This is a genomic window from Vibrio sp. Vb0349, from assembly GCF_033338975.1.
On sequence record NZ_JAWOTS010000010.1, the window covers coordinates 1 to 19,616 of the forward strand.

17 protein-coding genes are annotated in these 19,616 nt (G+C 43.0%); 6 read left to right on the forward strand and 11 right to left on the reverse strand.

Annotated elements, in window-relative coordinates:
* The coding region (locus R7Q47_RS12855; RefSeq protein ID WP_318089099.1) for a flagellin at positions 1-906 on the forward strand (906 nt) is incomplete at its 5' end.
* 116 nt (positions 907-1,022) lie between these two features.
* Positions 1,023-2,147 (forward strand): flagellin, encoded by a 1,125-nt coding sequence (locus R7Q47_RS12860; RefSeq protein ID WP_137281775.1) that lies wholly within the window; start codon positions 1,023-1,025, stop codon positions 2,145-2,147.
* A gap of 96 nt (positions 2,148-2,243) precedes the next feature.
* Here the strand turns inward: R7Q47_RS12860 and crr are convergent, their stop codons facing one another.
* From crr to cysZ, 5 genes are all read right to left on the reverse strand, one after another.
* Complete coding sequence (gene crr / locus R7Q47_RS12865) at positions 2,244-2,753, reverse strand: PTS glucose transporter subunit IIA (protein ID WP_005382041.1); 510 nt, start codon at positions 2,751-2,753, stop codon at positions 2,244-2,246.
* 121 nt (positions 2,754-2,874) lie between these two features.
* Complete coding sequence (gene ptsI, locus R7Q47_RS12870; RefSeq protein WP_005389298.1) at positions 2,875-4,599, reverse strand: phosphoenolpyruvate-protein phosphotransferase PtsI; 1,725 nt, start codon at positions 4,597-4,599, stop codon at positions 2,875-2,877.
* A gap of 140 nt (positions 4,600-4,739) precedes the next feature.
* Entirely contained in the window at positions 4,740-4,997 is a 258-nt protein-coding gene (locus R7Q47_RS12875; protein ID WP_005382043.1) for an HPr family phosphocarrier protein, read from the reverse strand.
* Between the two features lie 300 nt (positions 4,998-5,297).
* Positions 5,298-6,266 (reverse strand): cysteine synthase A, encoded by a 969-nt coding sequence (gene cysK, locus R7Q47_RS12880; protein WP_047009545.1) that lies wholly within the window; start codon positions 6,264-6,266, stop codon positions 5,298-5,300.
* 164 nt (positions 6,267-6,430) lie between these two features.
* Positions 6,431-7,174, reverse strand: a complete 744-nt coding sequence (gene cysZ / locus R7Q47_RS12885; RefSeq protein ID WP_025998633.1) for a sulfate transporter CysZ — start codon at positions 7,172-7,174, stop codon at positions 6,431-6,433.
* A gap of 251 nt (positions 7,175-7,425) precedes the next feature.
* Here cysZ and zipA point away from each other — a divergent pair, with 251 nt between their 5' ends.
* From zipA to R7Q47_RS12900, 3 genes are all read left to right on the forward strand, one after another.
* A complete protein-coding gene (gene zipA / locus R7Q47_RS12890; protein WP_065274252.1) occupies positions 7,426-8,382 on the forward strand; it encodes a cell division protein ZipA in 957 nt (318 codons plus the stop codon).
* A gap of 90 nt (positions 8,383-8,472) precedes the next feature.
* Positions 8,473-10,485, forward strand: a complete 2,013-nt coding sequence (ligA, locus tag R7Q47_RS12895) for an NAD-dependent DNA ligase LigA (protein ID WP_318089102.1) — start codon at positions 8,473-8,475, stop codon at positions 10,483-10,485.
* A gap of 510 nt (positions 10,486-10,995) precedes the next feature.
* On the forward strand, positions 10,996-12,405 hold the full coding sequence (locus R7Q47_RS12900) for a hypothetical protein (RefSeq protein ID WP_005382055.1): 1,410 nt from the start codon (positions 10,996-10,998) through the stop codon (positions 12,403-12,405).
* Positions 12,406-12,741: 336 nt separating this feature from the next.
* Here the strand turns inward: R7Q47_RS12900 and R7Q47_RS12905 are convergent, their stop codons facing one another.
* From R7Q47_RS12905 to bcsE, 6 genes are all read right to left on the reverse strand, one after another.
* Positions 12,742-12,921, reverse strand: a complete 180-nt coding sequence (locus R7Q47_RS12905) for a hypothetical protein (RefSeq protein WP_086046573.1) — start codon at positions 12,919-12,921, stop codon at positions 12,742-12,744.
* Between the two features lie 324 nt (positions 12,922-13,245).
* Positions 13,246-13,707: an NfeD family protein gene (locus tag R7Q47_RS12910; protein ID WP_167415062.1), complete on the reverse strand. Its 462-nt coding sequence runs from the start codon at positions 13,705-13,707 to the stop codon at positions 13,246-13,248.
* 3 nt (positions 13,708-13,710) lie between these two features.
* Positions 13,711-14,628, reverse strand: a complete 918-nt coding sequence (locus tag R7Q47_RS12915; protein WP_005382060.1) for an SPFH domain-containing protein — start codon at positions 14,626-14,628, stop codon at positions 13,711-13,713.
* A 153-nt stretch (positions 14,629-14,781) separates the two neighbouring features.
* Positions 14,782-16,407, reverse strand: coding sequence for a cellulose biosynthesis protein BcsG (gene bcsG, locus R7Q47_RS12920; RefSeq protein WP_318089105.1), 1,626 nt, complete (start codon positions 16,405-16,407; stop codon positions 14,782-14,784).
* Entirely contained in the window at positions 16,407-16,583 is a 177-nt protein-coding gene (locus R7Q47_RS12925) for a hypothetical protein (RefSeq protein ID WP_213874625.1), read from the reverse strand. Before R7Q47_RS12925 ends, bcsG begins: the two co-directional genes overlap by 1 nt.
* Entirely contained in the window at positions 16,580-18,163 is a 1,584-nt protein-coding gene (gene bcsE / locus R7Q47_RS12930; protein WP_213874626.1) for a cellulose biosynthesis protein BcsE, read from the reverse strand. Before bcsE ends, R7Q47_RS12925 begins: the two co-directional genes overlap by 4 nt.
* Positions 18,164-18,836: 673 nt before the next feature.
* Here bcsE and bcsQ point away from each other — a divergent pair.
* The gene (gene bcsQ / locus R7Q47_RS12935) at positions 18,837-19,616 is read left to right on the forward strand and encodes a cellulose biosynthesis protein BcsQ (protein WP_021484815.1); all 780 of its coding nucleotides are present in this window, start codon (positions 18,837-18,839) and stop codon (positions 19,614-19,616) included.

Below are 19,616 nucleotides of genomic sequence, written 5' to 3' on the forward strand. Positions count from 1 at the left end.
ACTGCTGAAGGTGCAATGAATGAGACCACTAATATTCTTCAACGTATGCGTGACTTGTCTCTGCAATCAGCAAACGGCTCAAACTCGAAAGCAGAACGTGTTGCGATTCAAGAAGAAGTGACCGCGCTAAACGACGAACTAAACCGTATCGCAGAAACAACCTCTTTCGGTGGTAACAAGCTGCTAAACGGTACTCACGGCGCGAAATCGTTCCAAATCGGTGCGGATAACGGCGAAGCGGTAATGCTTGAGCTAAAAGACATGCGCTCAGACAACAAAATGATGGGCGGTGTAAGCTACCAAGCAGAAAGCGGTAAAGGTAAAGATTGGAACGTTGCTGAAGGTAAGAATGACCTAAAAATCAACCTAACGGACAGCTACGGCCAAGAGCAAGAAATCAACATCAGCGCAAAAGCGGGTGACGATATCGAAGAGCTTGCGACTTACATTAACGGCCAAACTGACCTAGTGAAAGCATCAGTAGACCAAGATGGTAAACTGCAAATCTTCGCTGGCAACAACAAAGTTGAGGGCGAGGTCGAGTTTTCAGGTGGTCTATCTGGTGAACTAGGTTTGGGCGAAGGCAAAAAGGTAACGGTAGATACTATCGACGTAACCTCAGTTGGTGGCGCACAAGAATCTGTTGCCATCATCGATGCGGCACTGAAATATGTAGACAGCCACCGCGCAGAGCTAGGTGCTTTCCAGAACCGTTTCAACCACGCAATCAGCAACTTGGACAACATTAACGAGAACGTGAATGCGTCTAAGAGCCGTATCAAAGATACTGACTTCGCGAAAGAAACGACGGCAATGACCAAATCACAAATTCTATCGCAAGCGTCAAGCTCAATCCTAGCGCAAGCGAAACAAGCGCCTAACTCAGCGCTAAGTCTGCTAGGTTAATCAATTTAACAAAGCAAGAAACCAAAGCCAGGCTCATCCCTGGCTTTTTGCTTATTGGCTATAACGATTCAGATGTGTCCTGACAGTATGTTCGATAAGGCACTCATATCGATTAGATGATCTCTTTAAATTCCAATGTTTCTGCGATGGTGGCGCAGAGACACCTGAGTCAAGCAGCTGCGCAAAATGTTGAGTCACAACGCAACCTAACTTCGGGGTTTCGAATCAACTCGGCGAGCGATGATGCGGCAGGTTTACAGATATCGAATACTCTCCATGTACAAACGAGAGGGCTTGATGTCGCCTTAAGAAATGCGCACGACGCTTTTTCTGTTGCTCAAACAGCGGAGGGAGCATTGCACGAAAGCAGTGACATATTGCAACGCTTACGCTCTCTGGGGCTTCAAGCAGCAAACGGCAGTTATGACTCAAGTGATCGGCAAAGTATTCAATATGAGGTCGTAGCGCTGCAAGATGAGCTTGATCGTGTCGCGATCACGACAACATTTGCGGATAAAAACCTGTTTGATGGATCTTACGGTTCACAAAGTTTCCATATTGGCGCGAACGCTAATTCAATCTCTTTGACGTTACGTAACATGCGTAGCCATATCCCAGAGATGGGAGGGCAGCATTATGTTGGTGATGCGGTCGATAAAGATTGGCGAGTCACTAAAGATAACCAAACCCTAAAAGTCGAATATCAAGACAGTAAAGGGCAAACCCAAACGGAATCCATTGGACTCAAATTGGGTGACCGTATAGAACAGGTCGCCACTTACATCAATGCTCAACAATCGATAGTGAATGCTTCAGTAACGGAAAACAACGAACTGCAATTCTTCGCTTCTACGATGAAGGCGCCAGAGGGTGTGGTTCTCGAAGGGAGTTTAGCGGATGAGCTTGATGTGAGCGCTGGTCAATTAGTCACAATGGATGACATCGATATGTCGACGGCAGGTAAGGCTCAGCTTTCAGTTGGGGTGATTGATGCAGCAATTAAGTACGTTGATTCGCACCGAAGTGAAATTGGCAGCTTTCAGAACCGTGTAAACGGCTCGATGGATAACTTAAATACTGTGAATCGGAGTGTTACAGAATCCAAGAGTCGAATAAGAGATACAGACTTCGCAAGAGAATCTACGGAAATGGTGCGTTCTCAAGTGCTCCAAGATGCGACAACAGCGTTATTGGCTCAGGCAAAGCAAAGGCCGAGTTCGGCACTTGGATTACTTAGCTGAGCGGATTTCATTGATGTAAGTCGATTAGAAACAAAATTTCAGGTAATAAAAAACGCTGCCAATGGCAGCGTTTTTTCGTGTTCGATTAAGTAAAAATTACTTAGTTACACGTAGAACTGGAGTTTCACCAACAGTTACAGAACCAGAAAGCTTGTTTAGCTCTTTGATTTCGTCCATGTTAGAGATAACAACTGGAGTTAGCGTTGACTTCGCTTTCTCTTCTAGAAGAGCTAGATCGAATTCAATTACAGTGTCGCCAGCTTTAACAGTTTGACCTTCTTCAGCGATACGCGTGAAGCCTTCGCCTTTTAGTTCAACTGTGTCGATACCGAAGTGAACGAAAAGCTCAACACCGTCGTCAGACTCGATAGAGAACGCATGGTTAGTTTCGAAGATCTTACCGATAGTACCGTTTACAGGAGCTACCATTTTGTTGCCTGCTGGCTTGATAGCAATACCGTCACCAACGATTTTCTCAGCGAAAACAACATCTGGCACGTCTTCGATGTTTACAATCTCACCAGAAAGTGGCGCGATGATTTCGATAGCACCAGCGTCAGCGCTGTCATCAGATACAAGCTTCTTAAGTTTGTCAAACAGACCCATTGTGTCATGCTCCTAAGGTTTGGTTTTATTCTGTCGAATTATAGTATACCAATATAGCTCATTAGACGACTTTTTTCGCCGTCTAATGGCCATTAAGTATTGAATTACTTGGTACTACCGATTACTGAGCTTTCTCAGCAATAAACTTTTCTACCACGGCTTCGATTTCTTCTGCTGTCGGTAGAGAAAGGGCTTCTTCAGCCATTGCTTTCACTTCTGCGAAGTTAGAGTTACGAACTACTTTCTTCACTTTAGGGATTGAAATGCCGCTCATTGAGAACTCGTCCAGACCCATACCTAGAAGTAGAAGTGTTGCACGCTCGTCACCTGCAAGTTCACCACACATACCAGTCCATTTACCTTCTGCGTGAGAAGCGTCGATAACTTGCTTGATCACAGTAAGTACAGCTGGTGATAATGGGTTGTATAGGTGAGAAATCATCTCGTTACCACGGTCAACCGCTAGCGTGTACTGAGTTAGGTCGTTTGTACCGATAGAGAAGAAAGACACTTCCTTCGCTAAGTGGTGTGCGATCGCAGCAGCAGCAGGAGTTTCAACCATAACACCGATTTCGATGTTTTCGTCGAACGCGTGGCCTTCAGCGCGTAGCTCTTCTTTGTACTCTTCGATCGCTTTCTTAAGCTCACGGATTTCTTCGACAGAGATGATCATTGGGAACATGATACGCAGTTTGCCGTGTGCAGAAGCACGTAGGATGCCACGTAGCTGATCACGAAGGATTTCACGACGATCTAGACTGATACGTACAGCGCGCCAGCCTAGGAATGGGTTCATCTCTTTTGGAAGATCCATGTATGGGAGATCTTTATCGCCGCCGATATCCATAGTACGGATGATCACAGCTTGACCGTTCATTGCTTCCGCAACTTCTTTGTACGCTTGGTACTGTTCTTCTTCAGTTGGTAGCGCAGTACGGTCCATAAATAGGAATTCAGTACGGTACAGACCAACACCTTCACCGCCGTTACGAAGGATACCGTCACAGTCTTTCACTGTACCGATGTTACCGCAAACTTCTACACGGTGACCGTCAGTCGTTTCTGCGTGTAGGTCTTTCAGTTTCGCTAGCTCTTCTTTTTCAGCTAGGAATGCTGCTTTAACCGCTTTCGCTTCTTCTAGCTCAGCTTCTGATGGGTTAACAACAATCTTGTTGTTCATTGCGTCAAGAATCAGCATGTCGCCATTCTTAACTTTCTTCGTGATGTCGTTAGTACCAACGATAGCTGGAAGCTCAAGTGAGCGAGCCATGATTGAAGTGTGAGATGTACGACCGCCGATATCACAAGCAAAACCAAGCACGTAGTCTAGGTTGATTTGTGCAGTTTCAGATGGCGTTAGGTCGTAAGCAACAAGAATTACTTCTTCGTTGATATCGCTAAGCGAAACAATGTTGATGCCTAGTGCGTTCTTAACAAAACGAGAACCGATATCGCGGATGTCAGTTGCACGCTCTTTTAAGTATTCGTCGTCTAGAGACTCAAGAGCACATGCTTGCTCTTCGATCACTGAGTGGATAGCGTGATCAGCAGTCATCTTGTCGTTTTTGATAAGTGCTAGGATTTCCTCTTCTAGCTCTTCGTCTTCAAGAAGCATGATGTGACCTTCAAAGATCGCTTCTTTTTCTTCGCCAAACGTTTCAAGCGCTTTTTGCTTGATAGTTTCTAGCTGAGCTGCAGATTTGTTACGAGCGTCAAAGAAACGCTGAACTTCAGCTTCTACTTGATCGTCAGAAATAGTGTTTGTGTTTAGGACAATTTCATCTTCTTGAAGTAGTAGTGCTTTACCGATTGCAATACCAGGAGATGCTAGGATGCCTGAAATCATAGCCTTACCTTAAGTTTGGTCAACTTTATAAAACGGGAGAATAATGGGTGCGCTAACGAATAGTTTTAGCTTAGTTTTGAGCCTATTTCCAACGAAGCCATTTTGCTTTCACAAAATGGCTTCTGGAGTAGGAGACCGGATTAGTGTAGTTGGTCCATTAGAGCAACTAGGTGGTCAACTGCTTGCTGAGCTTGTGGGCCTTCAGCAGAAATAGTAACTTGAGTACCTTTTACTAGGCCTAGTGTTTGTAGTTTGAACAGGCTCTTAGCGCTAGCGCTTTTACCGTTAGAAGTCACAGTGATGTCTGCGTCGAATGCTTTTGCTTCTTTAACAAACTGTGCAGCTGGACGAGTGTGAAGGCCGTTTTCTGCTGTGATTTCTACTTGCTTCTCGTACATGTGATATACCCCAATAAATGTATTTTTTTGTTAGTTTGTGACCAGATTTTAGCTTAACTGCTTTACATCTTGTGCGCTAGCACGGGAAGAGTTCAAAGCGCGTCAGTTCTGATACTAGTCAAAAGTTTGGTAACTACGCAACTGTTTGCGTGCGTAATCACTTTGAAACCTTTTTGTGTTCTGCTTCTTTATTTTGAAGCTAGAAATAAAACACCCTGATATTACCAAAGGTAGGGCAGGGATCAACAAAAAAGCCCCTAAACGGGGCTTTTTTAAACTAAAAATTGATTTGAACACATATTATTGTTGGTTCTCTTTTTCGGTAAAGATACCTGCAAAGAGTGCTGTACTTAGGTAACGCTCACCGGAACTTGGCAAGACAGTTACAATTGTTTTTCCTTCAAATTCAGGTAGTTCCGCAAGTCGGTTCGCTGCAACAACCGCTGCGCCAGATGAGATACCAGCTAGGATACCTTCCTCTTCCATTAGGCGACGAGCCATCTCAATCGCTTCTTCTGAGGTAACTTGCTCAACACGGTCAATAATGTCTAAATCGAGGTTACCAGGGATGAAACCAGCACCGATACCTTGAATTTTGTGTGGGGCAGGTTGGATTTCTTCGCCAGCAAGTGCTTGTGCAATAACCGGAGACTCTGCTGGCTCAACTGCAACAGAAGTGATGGCTTTGCCTTTTTCACCTTTGATGTAACGGCTTGTACCTGTGATAGTACCGCCCGTACCAACACCAGCAACGAATACGTCGATTTCACCGTCTGTCGCTTCCCAAATCTCAGGGCCCGTAGTCTTTTCGTGGATCTCTGGGTTCGCAGGGTTGTCAAATTGTTGAAGAAGTAGGTATTTCTCAGGGTTGCTTGCTACGATTTCTTCTGCTTTAGCAATCGCCCCTTTCATGCCTTTCGCCGCTTCAGTCAGCTCAAGGTTTGCGCCCAGTGCTTTAAGTAGCTTACGGCGTTCTAGGCTCATTGATTCAGGCATGGTCAATGTTAGCTTGTAACCGCGAGCGGCCGCTACGAATGCTAGAGCAACACCTGTGTTACCACTGGTAGGTTCTACAAGCTCTACACCTGGCTTAAGAAGCCCCGCTTTCTCTGCTTCCCAAATCATGTTTGCACCGATACGGCACTTAACACTGAAGCTAGGGTTACGCGCTTCAATTTTCGCAAGAACTTTGCCGTTGCTTACTTTGTTTAGACGAACGAGAGGTGTATTACCAATAGTAAGAGAGTTATCTTCGTAGATTTTGCTCATAGTGATGTTCCTTCATTACACGTTGTGTGAATATGGATAGAAGAATATGCGGTATGAAAAAAAGGGAAAAGGATTAAAAAGTTATATCTTATTAGGTTGGCCCAGAACTTGATAAAAGAAAAGGGAAAAGCTGGCGCTGATCCCTTTCCTTAATCTCTAATCGACTATCGTTGGTGCTTAAACTCCGCGACCCACATCGCGGTTGCACCACATATTGCTACAGGCATGACAATGAGGTTCAAAATTGGAATCGTTGTAAATACTGAAACCAACACACCAAAGCCATAGGCTTTACCTTGCTTTTGTTTCAATTTGTAACGCATGTCGTTAAATGGGATTTTATGGTTATCAAACGGGTAATCACAATATTGAATCGCGAGCATCCAGGCGGTAAAGATAAACCATAAAAATGGGCCTACTGTTTGTCCAAGGGCAGGGATGAGCAATAATAGGAATAGGCCTATTGCTTTAGGTAATATGTAAAGGAGCTTTCTCCACTCACGAGCTAAAACGCGAGGAACATCTTTCAGGACGGCAGTGAAACCATCATCATTTACTTTTTGTCCCGTTAAGTACTCTTCCACTTTTTCAGCCAAGAGGCCATTGAATGGCGCGGCGATAAAGTTCGCGAGCGTGCTGAAAAAATAGGAGAAGGTAGCGAGTATCGTCAGAGCGAGTAAAGGCCAAAGAATGTAAGTTAACCAGGATAAAAACTCAGGCAGCTGCCCAATCCAGCCTTCTATCCATATATTAAGGTTTGAAAATAGATAGAAGATGGCACCACCTACAAGCAAGATATTTGCAAGTAGAGGTAAGATGACAAAGCGCCTGATTTTAGGGGCAAGTGCCAATTGTATCCCGTATAGAAAATAACCGAACCCGGTTCTCTGCTGATTGTTTTGCTTCATGTCTATTTTGGCTTCGTGTAAATGAAAACTCATTGTACCTGTGAGGACTTTTCTTTCAATGCCCTGACAAATGACGTCTTGTTAAGTGGAATCGTGGCAAGAATCACAACAAAAAACGGAACTTCTTGCATTAAGTTGTTCTAAATCTACATATAGTTTTGGTAAAGTAAACGTATCATTCAGATTTATTGCACTTGGGTTGCTGCTCAAGGAACTGCGAGTAGTAAAAACAAGTATATTGAGAGTAAATAATGCAGGAATTGCGATTCGTACTCATTGTTGTTGGCGCATTAGCCATCGCGGCATTACTGTTTCATGGTTTATGGAGCAGTAAAAAAGAAGGCAAAGCAAAGTTTGGTAACAAGCCACTTGGTAAGCTGGATGTTGACCAAGAAGACAAAAATGATCTTGTTGAGAAAGAACGAGACTTCGCTCCCGCTCCTGAAGATGACTTTGAGATCATTCGCAAAGATCGCAAAGAACCAGATTTTGGGATGGCGAATTCTTTCGACAACAAGTTTGAATCTGACCCGTTATTCGGTGGCCCATCTGAAGTCAAACAGACGCAGCAGGAGCCGGATGACATCCCTTCATTTGTTGCAGAAAAAGATAAAGAAGAGGACGTTGAGCCTGTTGTTCAAGCAACAGTAGCTGAAGAGCCATTCCAACCCGCTGTGGAAGAAGACGCTATTCCCGCCGCGTTTGATATTACGGAGAAAGAACAGCAAGTCGAAACGGTTAGTGAGCCTGTCGTTGCAGAGCCTAAGGAAGAGCCAAAGCCAGAACCTGAAATGCAAGTGATTGTATTGAATGTGCACTGTGCTGGTGAAGAGCCATTTGTTGGTACTGCTTTATTTGAAAGTATGCAACAAAACGGTCTAATTTATGGCGAGATGGATATTTTCCACCGTCATGTCGACTTGTCCGGTAACGGCAAAGTGCTGTTTAGCGTCGCTAATATGATGCACCCTGGTACGTTTGAACATGCTGATCCTGCTGAGTTTACAACGAAGGGTATTTCATTCTTCATGACATTGCCTTGTTATGGCGAGGCTGAACAGAACTTCAACTTAATGCTCCGAACTGCGCAGCAAATTGCTGATGATTTAGGTGGTAACGTACTTGATGACCAGCGCAACTTAATGACGCCAGATCGTTTAGCATCTTATCGACGTCAAATAGTTGAGTTTAATGCCGCTAACGCATAATCTTAACAGCAAATAATAATAGGGCTCCGGATGGAGCCCTTTTTCTTGGATTTCCCAACCTCACCGATTGAAAATACACGGGGCTTTACTATGTCTGAATCAGTACTTCAGCGACTAGAAGAACTAAAAGAGTCGTTGCATTACCACGCTGTGCGTTACTACGTGGAAGATAACCCAGAGATCCCTGATGCCGAGTACGACCGTTTAATGCGAGAGTTACTGGATATTGAATCTGAGAACCCTGACTTAATAACCGTAGACTCGCCAAGCCAACGTGTCGGTGGACAGCCTCTCTCTGCGTTTAGCCAAGTGACACATGAAGTACCGATGCTTTCGCTTGATAACGCGTTTGATGATAGTGAACTCGATAGTTTCCACAAGCGCGCACAAGAGCGCGTGGGCAGCCTGAGTGTGAAAGAATACTGTTGTGAGCCTAAATTGGATGGACTCGCCGTAAGTTTGTTATATGAGAATGGCGTGTTAGTTCAGGCGGCCACTCGAGGCGATGGTACTACGGGTGAAAACATCACAGAGAATGTGCGTACGATTAAAGCTATTCCTTTAAAACTCAGGGGTAATGACTGGCCAAATCGTCTTGAAGTTCGTGGTGAAGTCTTTATGCCGAAAGCTGGGTTTGAAAAGCTCAATGAATTAGCAAGGAAGAAAGGCGAGAAAATCTTTGTGAATCCACGTAACGCTGCGGCAGGTAGCTTACGACAATTGGATTCACGTATTACGGCTTCTCGTCCGCTTAGCTTCTATGCATACAGTGTAGGCGTGGTGCAAGGCGCAGAATTGGCAGCAAGTCATTACGAACGCTTTTTGCAAATCAAATCTTGGGGACTGCCAATGTGTCCGGAAACTAAGCGAGTTGAAAGCTTGGCGGATGTAAAAGCTTACTACCAAGATATATTGCAGCGTCGTGATGCCCTCCCTTATGAGATCGATGGTGTCGTTATTAAAATTGACGATATTGCCGTGCAAGAGCGTCTGGGGTTTGTTGCTCGCGCTCCACGTTGGGCGATTGCCTACAAATTTCCAGCACAGGAAGAAATGACGACACTGAATGAAGTGGAGTTCCAAGTCGGTCGCACTGGTGCGATTACACCTGTTGCTAAGCTAGAGCCTGTATTTGTTGGCGGGGTAACGGTAAGTAATGCGACGCTTCATAACGCAGATGAGATAGAACGTCTGCAGGTCAAGATTGGTGATCACGTTGTGATCCGCCGTGCTGGCGATGTTATTCCGCAAGTCGTATCTGTCATCAAAGAGCGTCGACCAGAAACAGCTCGAGATATTGTTTTCCCAACTCAGTGTCCTGTTTGTGGTTCGCATGTTGAGCGGATCGAAGGAGAAGCGGTAACACGTTGTATGGGGGGCTTAGTTTGCCAAGCCCAACGCAAACAAGCGCTAAAACACTTTGTTTCTCGTAAAGCGTTAGACGTTGACGGTTTAGGCGATAAAGTGATCGAGCAGCTTGTTGATCGTGAGATGGTGAAAACTCCTGCTGACTTGTTTAAGTTATCAGCGGGGATTTTAACCGTACTAGATCGCATGGGGCCAAAGTCTGCGCAGAATATTGTGAATGCGTTAGAAAAATCCAAAGAAACAACTTTACCTCGGTTTTTGTATTCACTGGGGATCCGTGAAGTTGGCGAGGCAACCGCAGCAAACTTAGCAATGCACTTTAAAACGTTGGGAGCGATCCAAAATGCTACCGAAGAGCAGTTGATTGAAGTGCAAGACATCGGTGCTGTGGTTGCTCAACATATTACGACTTTCTTTAGTGAAGAACAGAACCAAGCGGTGGTTAAAGATTTGCTTGAACAAGGAATTCATTGGCCAGAGATTAATACTACTGAGCAGGTGGGGGAATTACCATTAGAAGGTAAAACAGTAGTATTAACGGGAACACTTTCTCAACTGGGGCGTACAGAAGCCAAAGAAGCCCTCCAAGCACTGGGGGCTAAAGTGACGGGTAGTGTTTCTAAGAAAACCGATATTTTGTTTGCTGGTGAAAATGCAGGTTCGAAGCTCGCAAAGGCACAAGAACTGGGTATCGAAATTAAAACAGAACAAGACTTACTCGAACTGATGAATTAAGTCTTCTCAAAAAAGCTAAAAAATAACTAAAAGCCCCGTATGGTAAGCATACGGGGCTTTTTCTTGTTCATAATTAAGTGTTTTTTTATTGAGTAATTGATGCCTTTGTTCTTTTCAGTGATCAAGATCGAACCTTGGGTTATTGGTTTTTTTGACTTTTTTAGTCTGCGAGTGACTTCAAGTTGATACTTTTAAGTTCAATTTAAGTGTTTGATTTTAAATAATAATTTATTGTCTTGTGTTGATGTTGTTAAAAATAAGATCTGGATCAATAAGTTATATGGAACTTTGGAGTGGCTCATATTTTTTTAGAAAAAAAATAAGTTCCATTTGGATGTTTTTAGCTGCGAAGTTAGTCTTAATCACGTGGATACACGGTGTGTATGCAGGAACTAAAAAAAGCCAAATTAGAAATAATGAGGTTTGATCAGGAATTTACTTCTCTCCTTCGGCGGCCAACTAAAGGTGAGATAGAAAAATACAGCTATATCCATTTTTAGGAGTTTTTCCATGGACAAATTTTTTAAGGTTTCAGCGTTAACCGCAGCAATGTTTGGTGTTGTTGCTGTCGCTCCAGCTACAGCGTCTACTGAAAGTGCAGCAGGTGGCGAGTACGTAGAGAAAGTGAACGAATTTATGCAAGACTCAAGTCTGAATGCATTATTCATAGTTGATACTCGTTCACGAACTCGTACAACAGGTAAGCCCGGCGGTGAAAATGGTGACCGTTGGAGTCGTCTAAACTACTCTTCTTACAACGCAATTTTAGACTTCACTTCTGGCTACCACGATGGTTGGGTGGGCGCAGATGTTGCGGCTTACTACTCTGGCGATCTTTACAACGATAGTCTTTACAATTCAAACGAAGGCTACCTATGTAACGAAATCTCAACTTGTAACAACCTAGACTGGGGTGCAGGTGATGGTCAGCAGCTTAAAGTTTACAAAGCAGCGCTGAAATTCAAAGCAAACGAAAACTTTAATGCTCGTTTCGGTATGTTACAGGCTGGTGGTAACGGTACAATCGGTAACGTTTGGAGCTTTGTACCTGGTACTTACCGTGGTTTCGAACTGAACGCTAAACTTGGTGATTTCAACCTAAGCTACTTTGGCGCAGACCAATTTACAGCACCTTGGCTGCTTCACGAAGATGATTACGCACCAGCGCTTTGGTCTGACACTTCATGGAGCTACCTACACTCTCTAGGTCTAAATGGTAACCTAACTGACAGCCTGTTTATGCAACTTGGCCTAGGCCAAGCAACTGGCGTTCAATATGCAAATGGTGTTGACTGGGGGGCAGGTCAAGTGACTAGCTACCACAACGAAACTGACAACACTTCTTACAAGGCTTACTTGAAGTACACTGTTAGTGACCGTACAACTCTAGCATTTGATTTCTACGGTGTTGACGATGATGTGAAATACGATGGTCTAGGTTTCCACACTGGTCTATCTTTGAATCAATCTTTCGGTAAGCTAGCTTGGATGTCTGAGTTGCGCTACACAGACACAGATAACCGTGCGGACTTCGTTCCTCGTACTATTCATACATATGGTATGAACAATGGTACTTGGTCTCAGTGGTGGGACGCGCTATCTGACTGGAACAAAGCGGGTGAGCTAGCATGGTACAACCGTCTATCTTACAACCAAGGTAACGGCTGGAACTACTACCTAGGCTTTGGTTACGGTACTGGCGCTGACTCTGCAGCAAGCGGAGCATCAGGTGACTGGGATTACGAAAGCGAATACGCAGTTAACGCAACAGTATCTTACTCACTACAAAGTGGCGCGCTTAAAGGTTCTACCATTCGTTTACACGGTACAATCCTAGAACGTGATGAGTACGCAGGTGCTGGCGATGCGGATGAAACAGACTTACGTCTACAAGTTCTTATCCCTTACAGCTTCCACTAATACTTAGTGAAATAATAAAAGGAGCCGCTAGGCTCCTTTTCTATTTCACTTCTCGGCCGTCGTATATTTTGCAATATAACGGTGGCAACATATGTACATTACCGTTTGGCAACTCACACTTTATCTCTGGGCCTAACGTACGACCACCGGATGCACCATTAGCATGAGTGGTTAACGGAATTATGGCAAAAGATATTACTAATAGACCAGATAAAAATCTCATAATCATCACCTCAATATAAACTTTAAATATCTACGTACTTGTATAAACCGTGACTACGCAGAAAGGTAAGGTTGAAAAGGGCTCTTATATCAAACTAATCTCTTACTTCTTTACTATTCCCATTCCCCACCTCTAAATCGACACATTTCACTTGGAATATTCGTAACGTCGCCACTTGGCATCTTACATTCGACTATAGGTCCCAAATTAGTTGTACCGCCGTTTCCGTTGTTGTAGGCAAAGGAAGAAAAAGAAAAAATACCGCACATCATTAAAAAGAGAAGCTTATTCATAGTACATCCTCTTACTTACCAAATAAAAAGCACTCAACTTAAATGCTTATGCGTTAAGTATGTATCCGAGGATAAAAAGATCAAAAAATAATTCAATAAAGTTTTATTTTTTAAAATAAATTTAGATCGATAATTTACCTAGATATATTTCTATCTTATTGATTGTCGTGTGTTGAATAATTAAATAATAGGAAATGGGAGGTAGGGTATTAATAATATTACTAATACTTATTTTTTTCTCGATTTTAATTAAGGTAATGAAATGAAAGCAGTTGTTTAGATTAAAGTAATGGAGCATGATTTGCCCCATTACTTTGGCATAAATTAATTAGAATCAGGCTCAATGATTAAAATAATACCTTCCACATCAGTGACTCTTACGCGGGTACCGGCTGGAAGTGCTTGATCCGATTGTGCGGACCATGTGGTATCGGCTACCTTGATGCGATTGAGTCCGACGGAAAAGTCTTCTTCAAGGATAAGAGTACGCCCAATTAACTGCTTGTACTTTTGGTTCAGATCTCTTTCTTGGTCTTCTTGCTTGTCTTTAGACCATTGTCGTCGCCACCAAAGCCAGGTGGTGATTAAGCTGAAGCTTGCAAAGCAAAGCCATTGCAATTGCCAGCTCATTGGCAAAACGGTCATGATTGCTCCAACGATAAGTGCAGACATCCCGAGCCAGAGAAAATACCCAGCGGTACCAAGTAGCTCAACTGCTAAAAGAGCAAAGCCAAACGCTAGCCAATGCCAGAAAGAGATACCTTCCAACAAACTAAAAAAGTCCATAAATTATTCTTTATCTTGTTGTTTAAACATCTCTGCTATCCCTGCAACCGAGCCCATTAGTCCGGTTGCTTCTAATGGAAGCATAATGATTTTACCATTTTCGGCTTGACCAATGCTCTTGATCGCTTCGGTATAACCCTGTGCAATGAAGTAATTGACGGCTTGCATGTCACCTTTTGCAATGGCTTCGGAAACCATGTAAGTCGCTTTTGCTTCTGCTTGCGCGGCACGCTCACGTGCTTCTGCATGGAGAATAGCAGACTGCTTTTCGCCTTCAGCTTTTAATATCTCTGATTGTTTATGACCTTCGGCCTTTAATATCTCAGCTTGGCGAACCCCTTCTGCTTCAAGAATTTCCGCACGCTTATTACGCTCGGCTTTCATTTGCGCATTCATTGCAGCGGTCAGATCGGCTGGTGGCTGGACATCTTTAATCTCAATTCGTGTGACTTTTACGCCCCAAGGGTTTGTTGCTTGGTCAACAATCGCCAACAGCTTGGAGTTGATCATGTCGCGTTGGCTCAGCATTTCGTCCAGTTCCATTGAACCTAAAACGGTACGAATGTTGGTAAGGGTCAAGTTTCTAATAGCGTGTTCTAAGTCGTTGACTTCATAAGCCGCTTTGGCAGCATCGATCACTTGAACAAATCCGACAGCGTCAATAACCACGTTAGCGTTATCTTTTGAAATGACCTCTTGCGCAGGAATATCGAGAACGCGCTCCATCATATTTACTTTTTGACCAACTTTATCAACGAATGGAATGATCAAGTTTAAACCCGGCTTTAATGTGTGGGTGTAGCGTCCGAAGCGTTCAACTGTCCAGTTGTTTCCTTGCGGAACCGTTTTAATGGCTGAAGATAAGATAACGACAGCAAGAACGACGAAAATACCGATGGTGATCAGTGAATCAATTGGCATGAGTTATTCCCTTAAGTGCATAATGTTCGATCCATTTTTACCTATTTATAGACAATAGACAATTGAAGTTCTGAGACCTTTGAGAGGTTATTGGTTTTTTATATGACAAAGGCCGGAAACACCGGCCTTTGTCATTGCATGGTTTTATTCTCGCTATTTCGCGGGGTATTCAATCCAACTTGAACCATCAAGAGAAACATAATACTTCCCTTGTACTTCAATCACAGTAGAGCCTGAGTTCTGCGCGACAATTCGTGTTTCTGGTAGGTTCTCTGTCAATATTGAAGGGCTAAACGTCTTACTTTGATAAATGTTTTTATCCAGGATATTCGAAACGAGCTGCGACAATGCCAGATAGCTAGATGGCTCGCTTACGTGTTCGGTGTCGCCCTGACGCTGAATTCCTTCTCCGAAGATTTTAATTCCTACCGGTGTATGAATGATTGTCGGTGCAGGAATTTCTCGCATACCTGAAATTTGCATGCGGTCTCCTCGCATACCACCACCATGTTCTGGTACCAAAGCGACAACGATGTTGCGTTTTGAGGTCTCTAAGGTTTTAAAGAACGCGTGGAGGTCATCAAGCAAATTCTTAAGGCGCATTTTGTAGCTAGCAATAGATGTGCTTGAGTTCGTATTGATGATCCTGTTGCCATCATGTAGTGAAATTGAGTTGTAGAGTGCCACGACTTTGTCGTCACTACTGTTAAGTCTTTGCTGCCACCAGTTATCCAATACTTGCTTATCGCGGAAGATCGAAGAGCCATCAAAAGATTTTTGGTAAGGAGTTAAGCCTTCTTGAGACATAAGAGCCCCTTGTAAGTCGCCGTCTTTTTTGATCAATTCAAGGAAGCTATCAAAGACACCATTGTGGTTCATCAGTAAATTTTCTGTGAAGCCTAGCTCTTTCAAACTTTCGAACAAGTAGCACTGCTTTGATGGTGCTGGCTGGAACAGTTGACTGTGTTCCTGTTGACCACAATTGGCTCGTAACAGACGAATGACCGCAGGCCCGCTGTATGACGTTGCAGAGCTAAAGTTGTCGAACATGATGTCAAATTCTTTGAATAGAGGATGATCGGCCAGTCCTGCAATTTCGATGTCATCCCACGCGACCGAGCAAATACTCAAGAACAACAAATCGAAAGGAGCATCCATTGCGCTGTTGGTATCGAATGCCACACGTCGAGAAGCTTCTTTAGAAAAGAAATCTGCAGTTAACGTGTTGAGACTGGCATCATTAATTTCCGTTATTTGAGGTTGTTTGCTAGCAGTAACCTCGGTTGTCGGCTGTTGTTGAGCTACTTCTGCAGCCACTGTTGTCTGAGGTTCAGTCGTCATAGGAATACTTATATAGACCATCGCAATAACCACAAAGACTGAAACTCTAACGAACTTGCTCAAAATAAAGTACGCACCACACAAAGCGAGCAATCCGAGTATTGCTTGGAATGATAAAAATCGTCCCAAAAGCTCGACCAGATAACTCAATTCAAACTGCATTAACTGTCCTGCTTGAGCCCAAAGACGGTCTAGAGGAGGGAGATAAGAATCGTAATGCAAGAGCCACGCTGCGGCGACAAATGAAACGATATGGCGCACCGCATTTAGGCTTTTCATCGAGATAGGAAGCAAGATGAAGATCAACAGCGCAAAGTTTTCCATTGGATGGAAATCGATGATTCCTTGAAAATAGAGCGCTGTTTTTGCGATAAAGTAAATGTTCCACCAGCCCAATCCTATAGTGAGGGGGGTAGAGTCATGAGAATGCGATGTCATTACTTAAGCTTCTTGGTGTTAGTGGCTGATGTATCTAGCTCAAAATAGCGCGAGCGTTTTAAGTGTTTGTGGTAAAAGCGTCGGGTAGCGTTTACTAGGTCACGTAGAAAGTATCCTAGGAGTAGGCCAATACCTGAACTGACACACACGGTCAGTAAAAAATCGTTAATATTCATGAACGTTCCTTGAGCTCAATGGTTTTTTTCACAGCAAACAAAGGAGGAACATCAACCATAGAATTAATGGCGTTATGGAATATTTTCCTCTCTGTCGCCAGAGCTGAAACGTCGTCGGATATGACGGCTTCATCTTGAACGATGAATTTTAACTCTGTTTCGATATCTAATTGAGTATCAAACGTGTGAGTTGAGTGAAATAAGTCTCTCACTGGGAACTCAAATATATTGTTGAGTGCAATGTCAATATCGCTATGTCGAATAGCACTGAACAAGACATATAGAGCTTTGTTGCAGGCTGTCACAACGTCGCCATCTCTTCGAATATGGCAAAGACGTAAACATTCCTCTGCCGTCATACCTGGTAATAAGTTCAGCTTGATAAGCGCAAAGTTCACATTTGAGTGTGTTGAGTGGGAAATGACGTCAATACAGTATTGGCTAAAGTCCTGGTTTTGTAAGTAGCCTTTGCTACCAAACTTAAGGTCATACTTTAAGAGCGCCTCTAAACTGTCAGGAATTGGGCGTGTAAGCATCTGGCCTTGAATTGCTTCAACCTGAGTCATAAAGCGCATTGGTGGGATTTGCGCGTGAGAAATGAAGTTTGCCCCCGAGCGAAGTAAGAACTTTTCATCTGCATATCTCAGACATTGTTGGGTCTCCCTGACAATAATCTTTAGCTGACGGCCATACGCGGACCTTAAACGGTAGCAATCTAACGCGATCTGTTGAACTTCGCTTTGGTTATCACAGCTGAAAACAATAGTTGAAGAGCGAGGGTTGTTTAACATCGCTATGAGCTCTTGATTACTCTCAGCCATACTCATCCCTTTTGGGGCTTTCTCGCTTTCTCTGAAGGCTCTTCTGCTGATATATATTCTATCACTATCCGATTTGTCTTCCTGTATGGCACGAGGCTGGTGCGTTTCGTAAGACGTTGCTTTTAGCTTCTTATCTTTAGTGTTAGAGAGAAGGTATTCGTCTTGGGAAATTACACCGTGTTTATTGGACCAAAAATCCACAAGATAGCAGTAGCGAGCATCATCTAATGATGTCATGGTCGCCAAGCCAGCGATGTATCTATTATGAGAAATAAGAATGGGCTTTAATAGTGAAGTCGTCAGATGCCCATATATACAAACACTAATAGTGAGTTTTTTATTATTTGCTAGTTCATTTAAGTCTCGTAGGAAAATACTTACGAAATAATCATCACTTGATGATAATAGTGAATCTGGAACTACTAATATATATGTGGAGAGTTTCTTTATATTTGTTTGGCGAATGTCTTTCACAAGATTTATAGCGTTCGGCGCTTTATTTGTGAATTTGTTGCTAAGAAAGAAACACTGTTCAATATGGAGTGTGGATAACTCATTGAATTTGCATAAGGCTTCATCATTCAATGCAGACAAAAAAGTTTCCTTGTCTGTAAAGCTTGTAAGTGAAGTGTTGTTATTTTCTGGTAGCGTACTGAACAAATAATCAATGACCATTTGCTTATGTGTAAACAAGTTTACATAAACAGAACTTATCTCTTTTTCAGAAGTAATAGCGGATAACCCGGAGATTGCTGACATAAAAGGCCTTATATTCAATGGTTTACTGTCGTTGTGCGTTGTGGCTTACAATCCGCTGTATGCTAATCGTTACAATGTTAACTTTTCTTAGCGACAAGAAAATGACGCCAAGATATTAAACGAAATTGATCAAAAATTAAAATAGTTATAGCATTGCTTCATATGATGTTTATAAGTTTAAATTCAATAATTTTCAAGCCTATGATTTTGCTGTAAATTATTTGTTGCACTTATATGTCGTAAATGGATAATTACAATTCACCTTCATAACCCCTGTTTCTGAAGTCAAACATCATTTAGGGATTTATTAATTATGTGAACTAATAAACAGCCCTGTTCACATTCATTAGCATTCTGTAAATATGAGACGCATAGTTCGATGCGTCAATTTTTTAACAATGGAATTTATACTGCAAAGAGTAATTGGCGGGATTGCCATTACCGCAGTTTAAACACCGTTATATTGTGAAAAAAATGTTGTGACTGAGTCTGCAAAAGATATTAATTCGATCTACTCTTCTTATAACTTAACTCAACATAAGTATATTGAAACAACAGAAAACGAGTCTTACGTGCAAGCTAAAAATAAGTGGTTGGTCTTTCAAGCCAACGGTGCTCGTAATGCCCTGTTTCAAGTGCGTATTAAGCAGACAGGTTTAGAGACTGAAGCGATATGAAACGCCTTCTTTTTGTTAGTTTAAAAGGTGGTTGTGGCTCAACGACCGTCGCTGCGAACTTGGCACAAGCATTAGTTAAGATAAACAAACAAGTACTGGCCATTGAGGTGGTGCCTAACAGTTTACTGCAAACTCATCTTGGCTTGCCGCAGGAAGAGAAAGATGGCTGGGCGAAACAACTTCTTTCAGATAAACCTTGGACCCAGGCTGGTTATGAAAGCCCACAAGGTGCACTTTTTTTACCGTTTGGCCATCTGAATTCTGAGCAGTTAAAAGCGTTTTTTAACGAGCGTTCTCACTACCTGTCAATGCTAGGTGAAATGACGTTGCAAGTGAGCGAAAACCGTGGTGAACAGTGGCTGCTTTTTCACGCCGACTTAGCAGAGCTTACTGATCCTGAAGTGCGATCTTTTGTCGACTCAATGGATATGATTGTGGTGGTGGTAACGGCAGACGCCCTGAGTTATCTCACTCTTCAATCTTGGCTACAACATGAAGAGCTATCGAGATTGCTTCGCTCTGACAAATTACGTTTTTTGGTGAATAAGTATCAGCCAGAAACCGAAATTGGTCGTGATTTCATGTTGGTGCTGAAAAAGGAACTTAGCGAATCCTTGATTCCTGTTTCGATTCATCGAGATACGGCATTGCTTGAATGTGTGGCAAACCTGACGACCGTTCAACACTATTCGCCATCGAGCCAAGCCGCAAAAGATTTTCAGTCTTTTGCTTTTTGGTGTGTATCAGCGTTATCAAGCGCTCAGGACCAAAGCTAA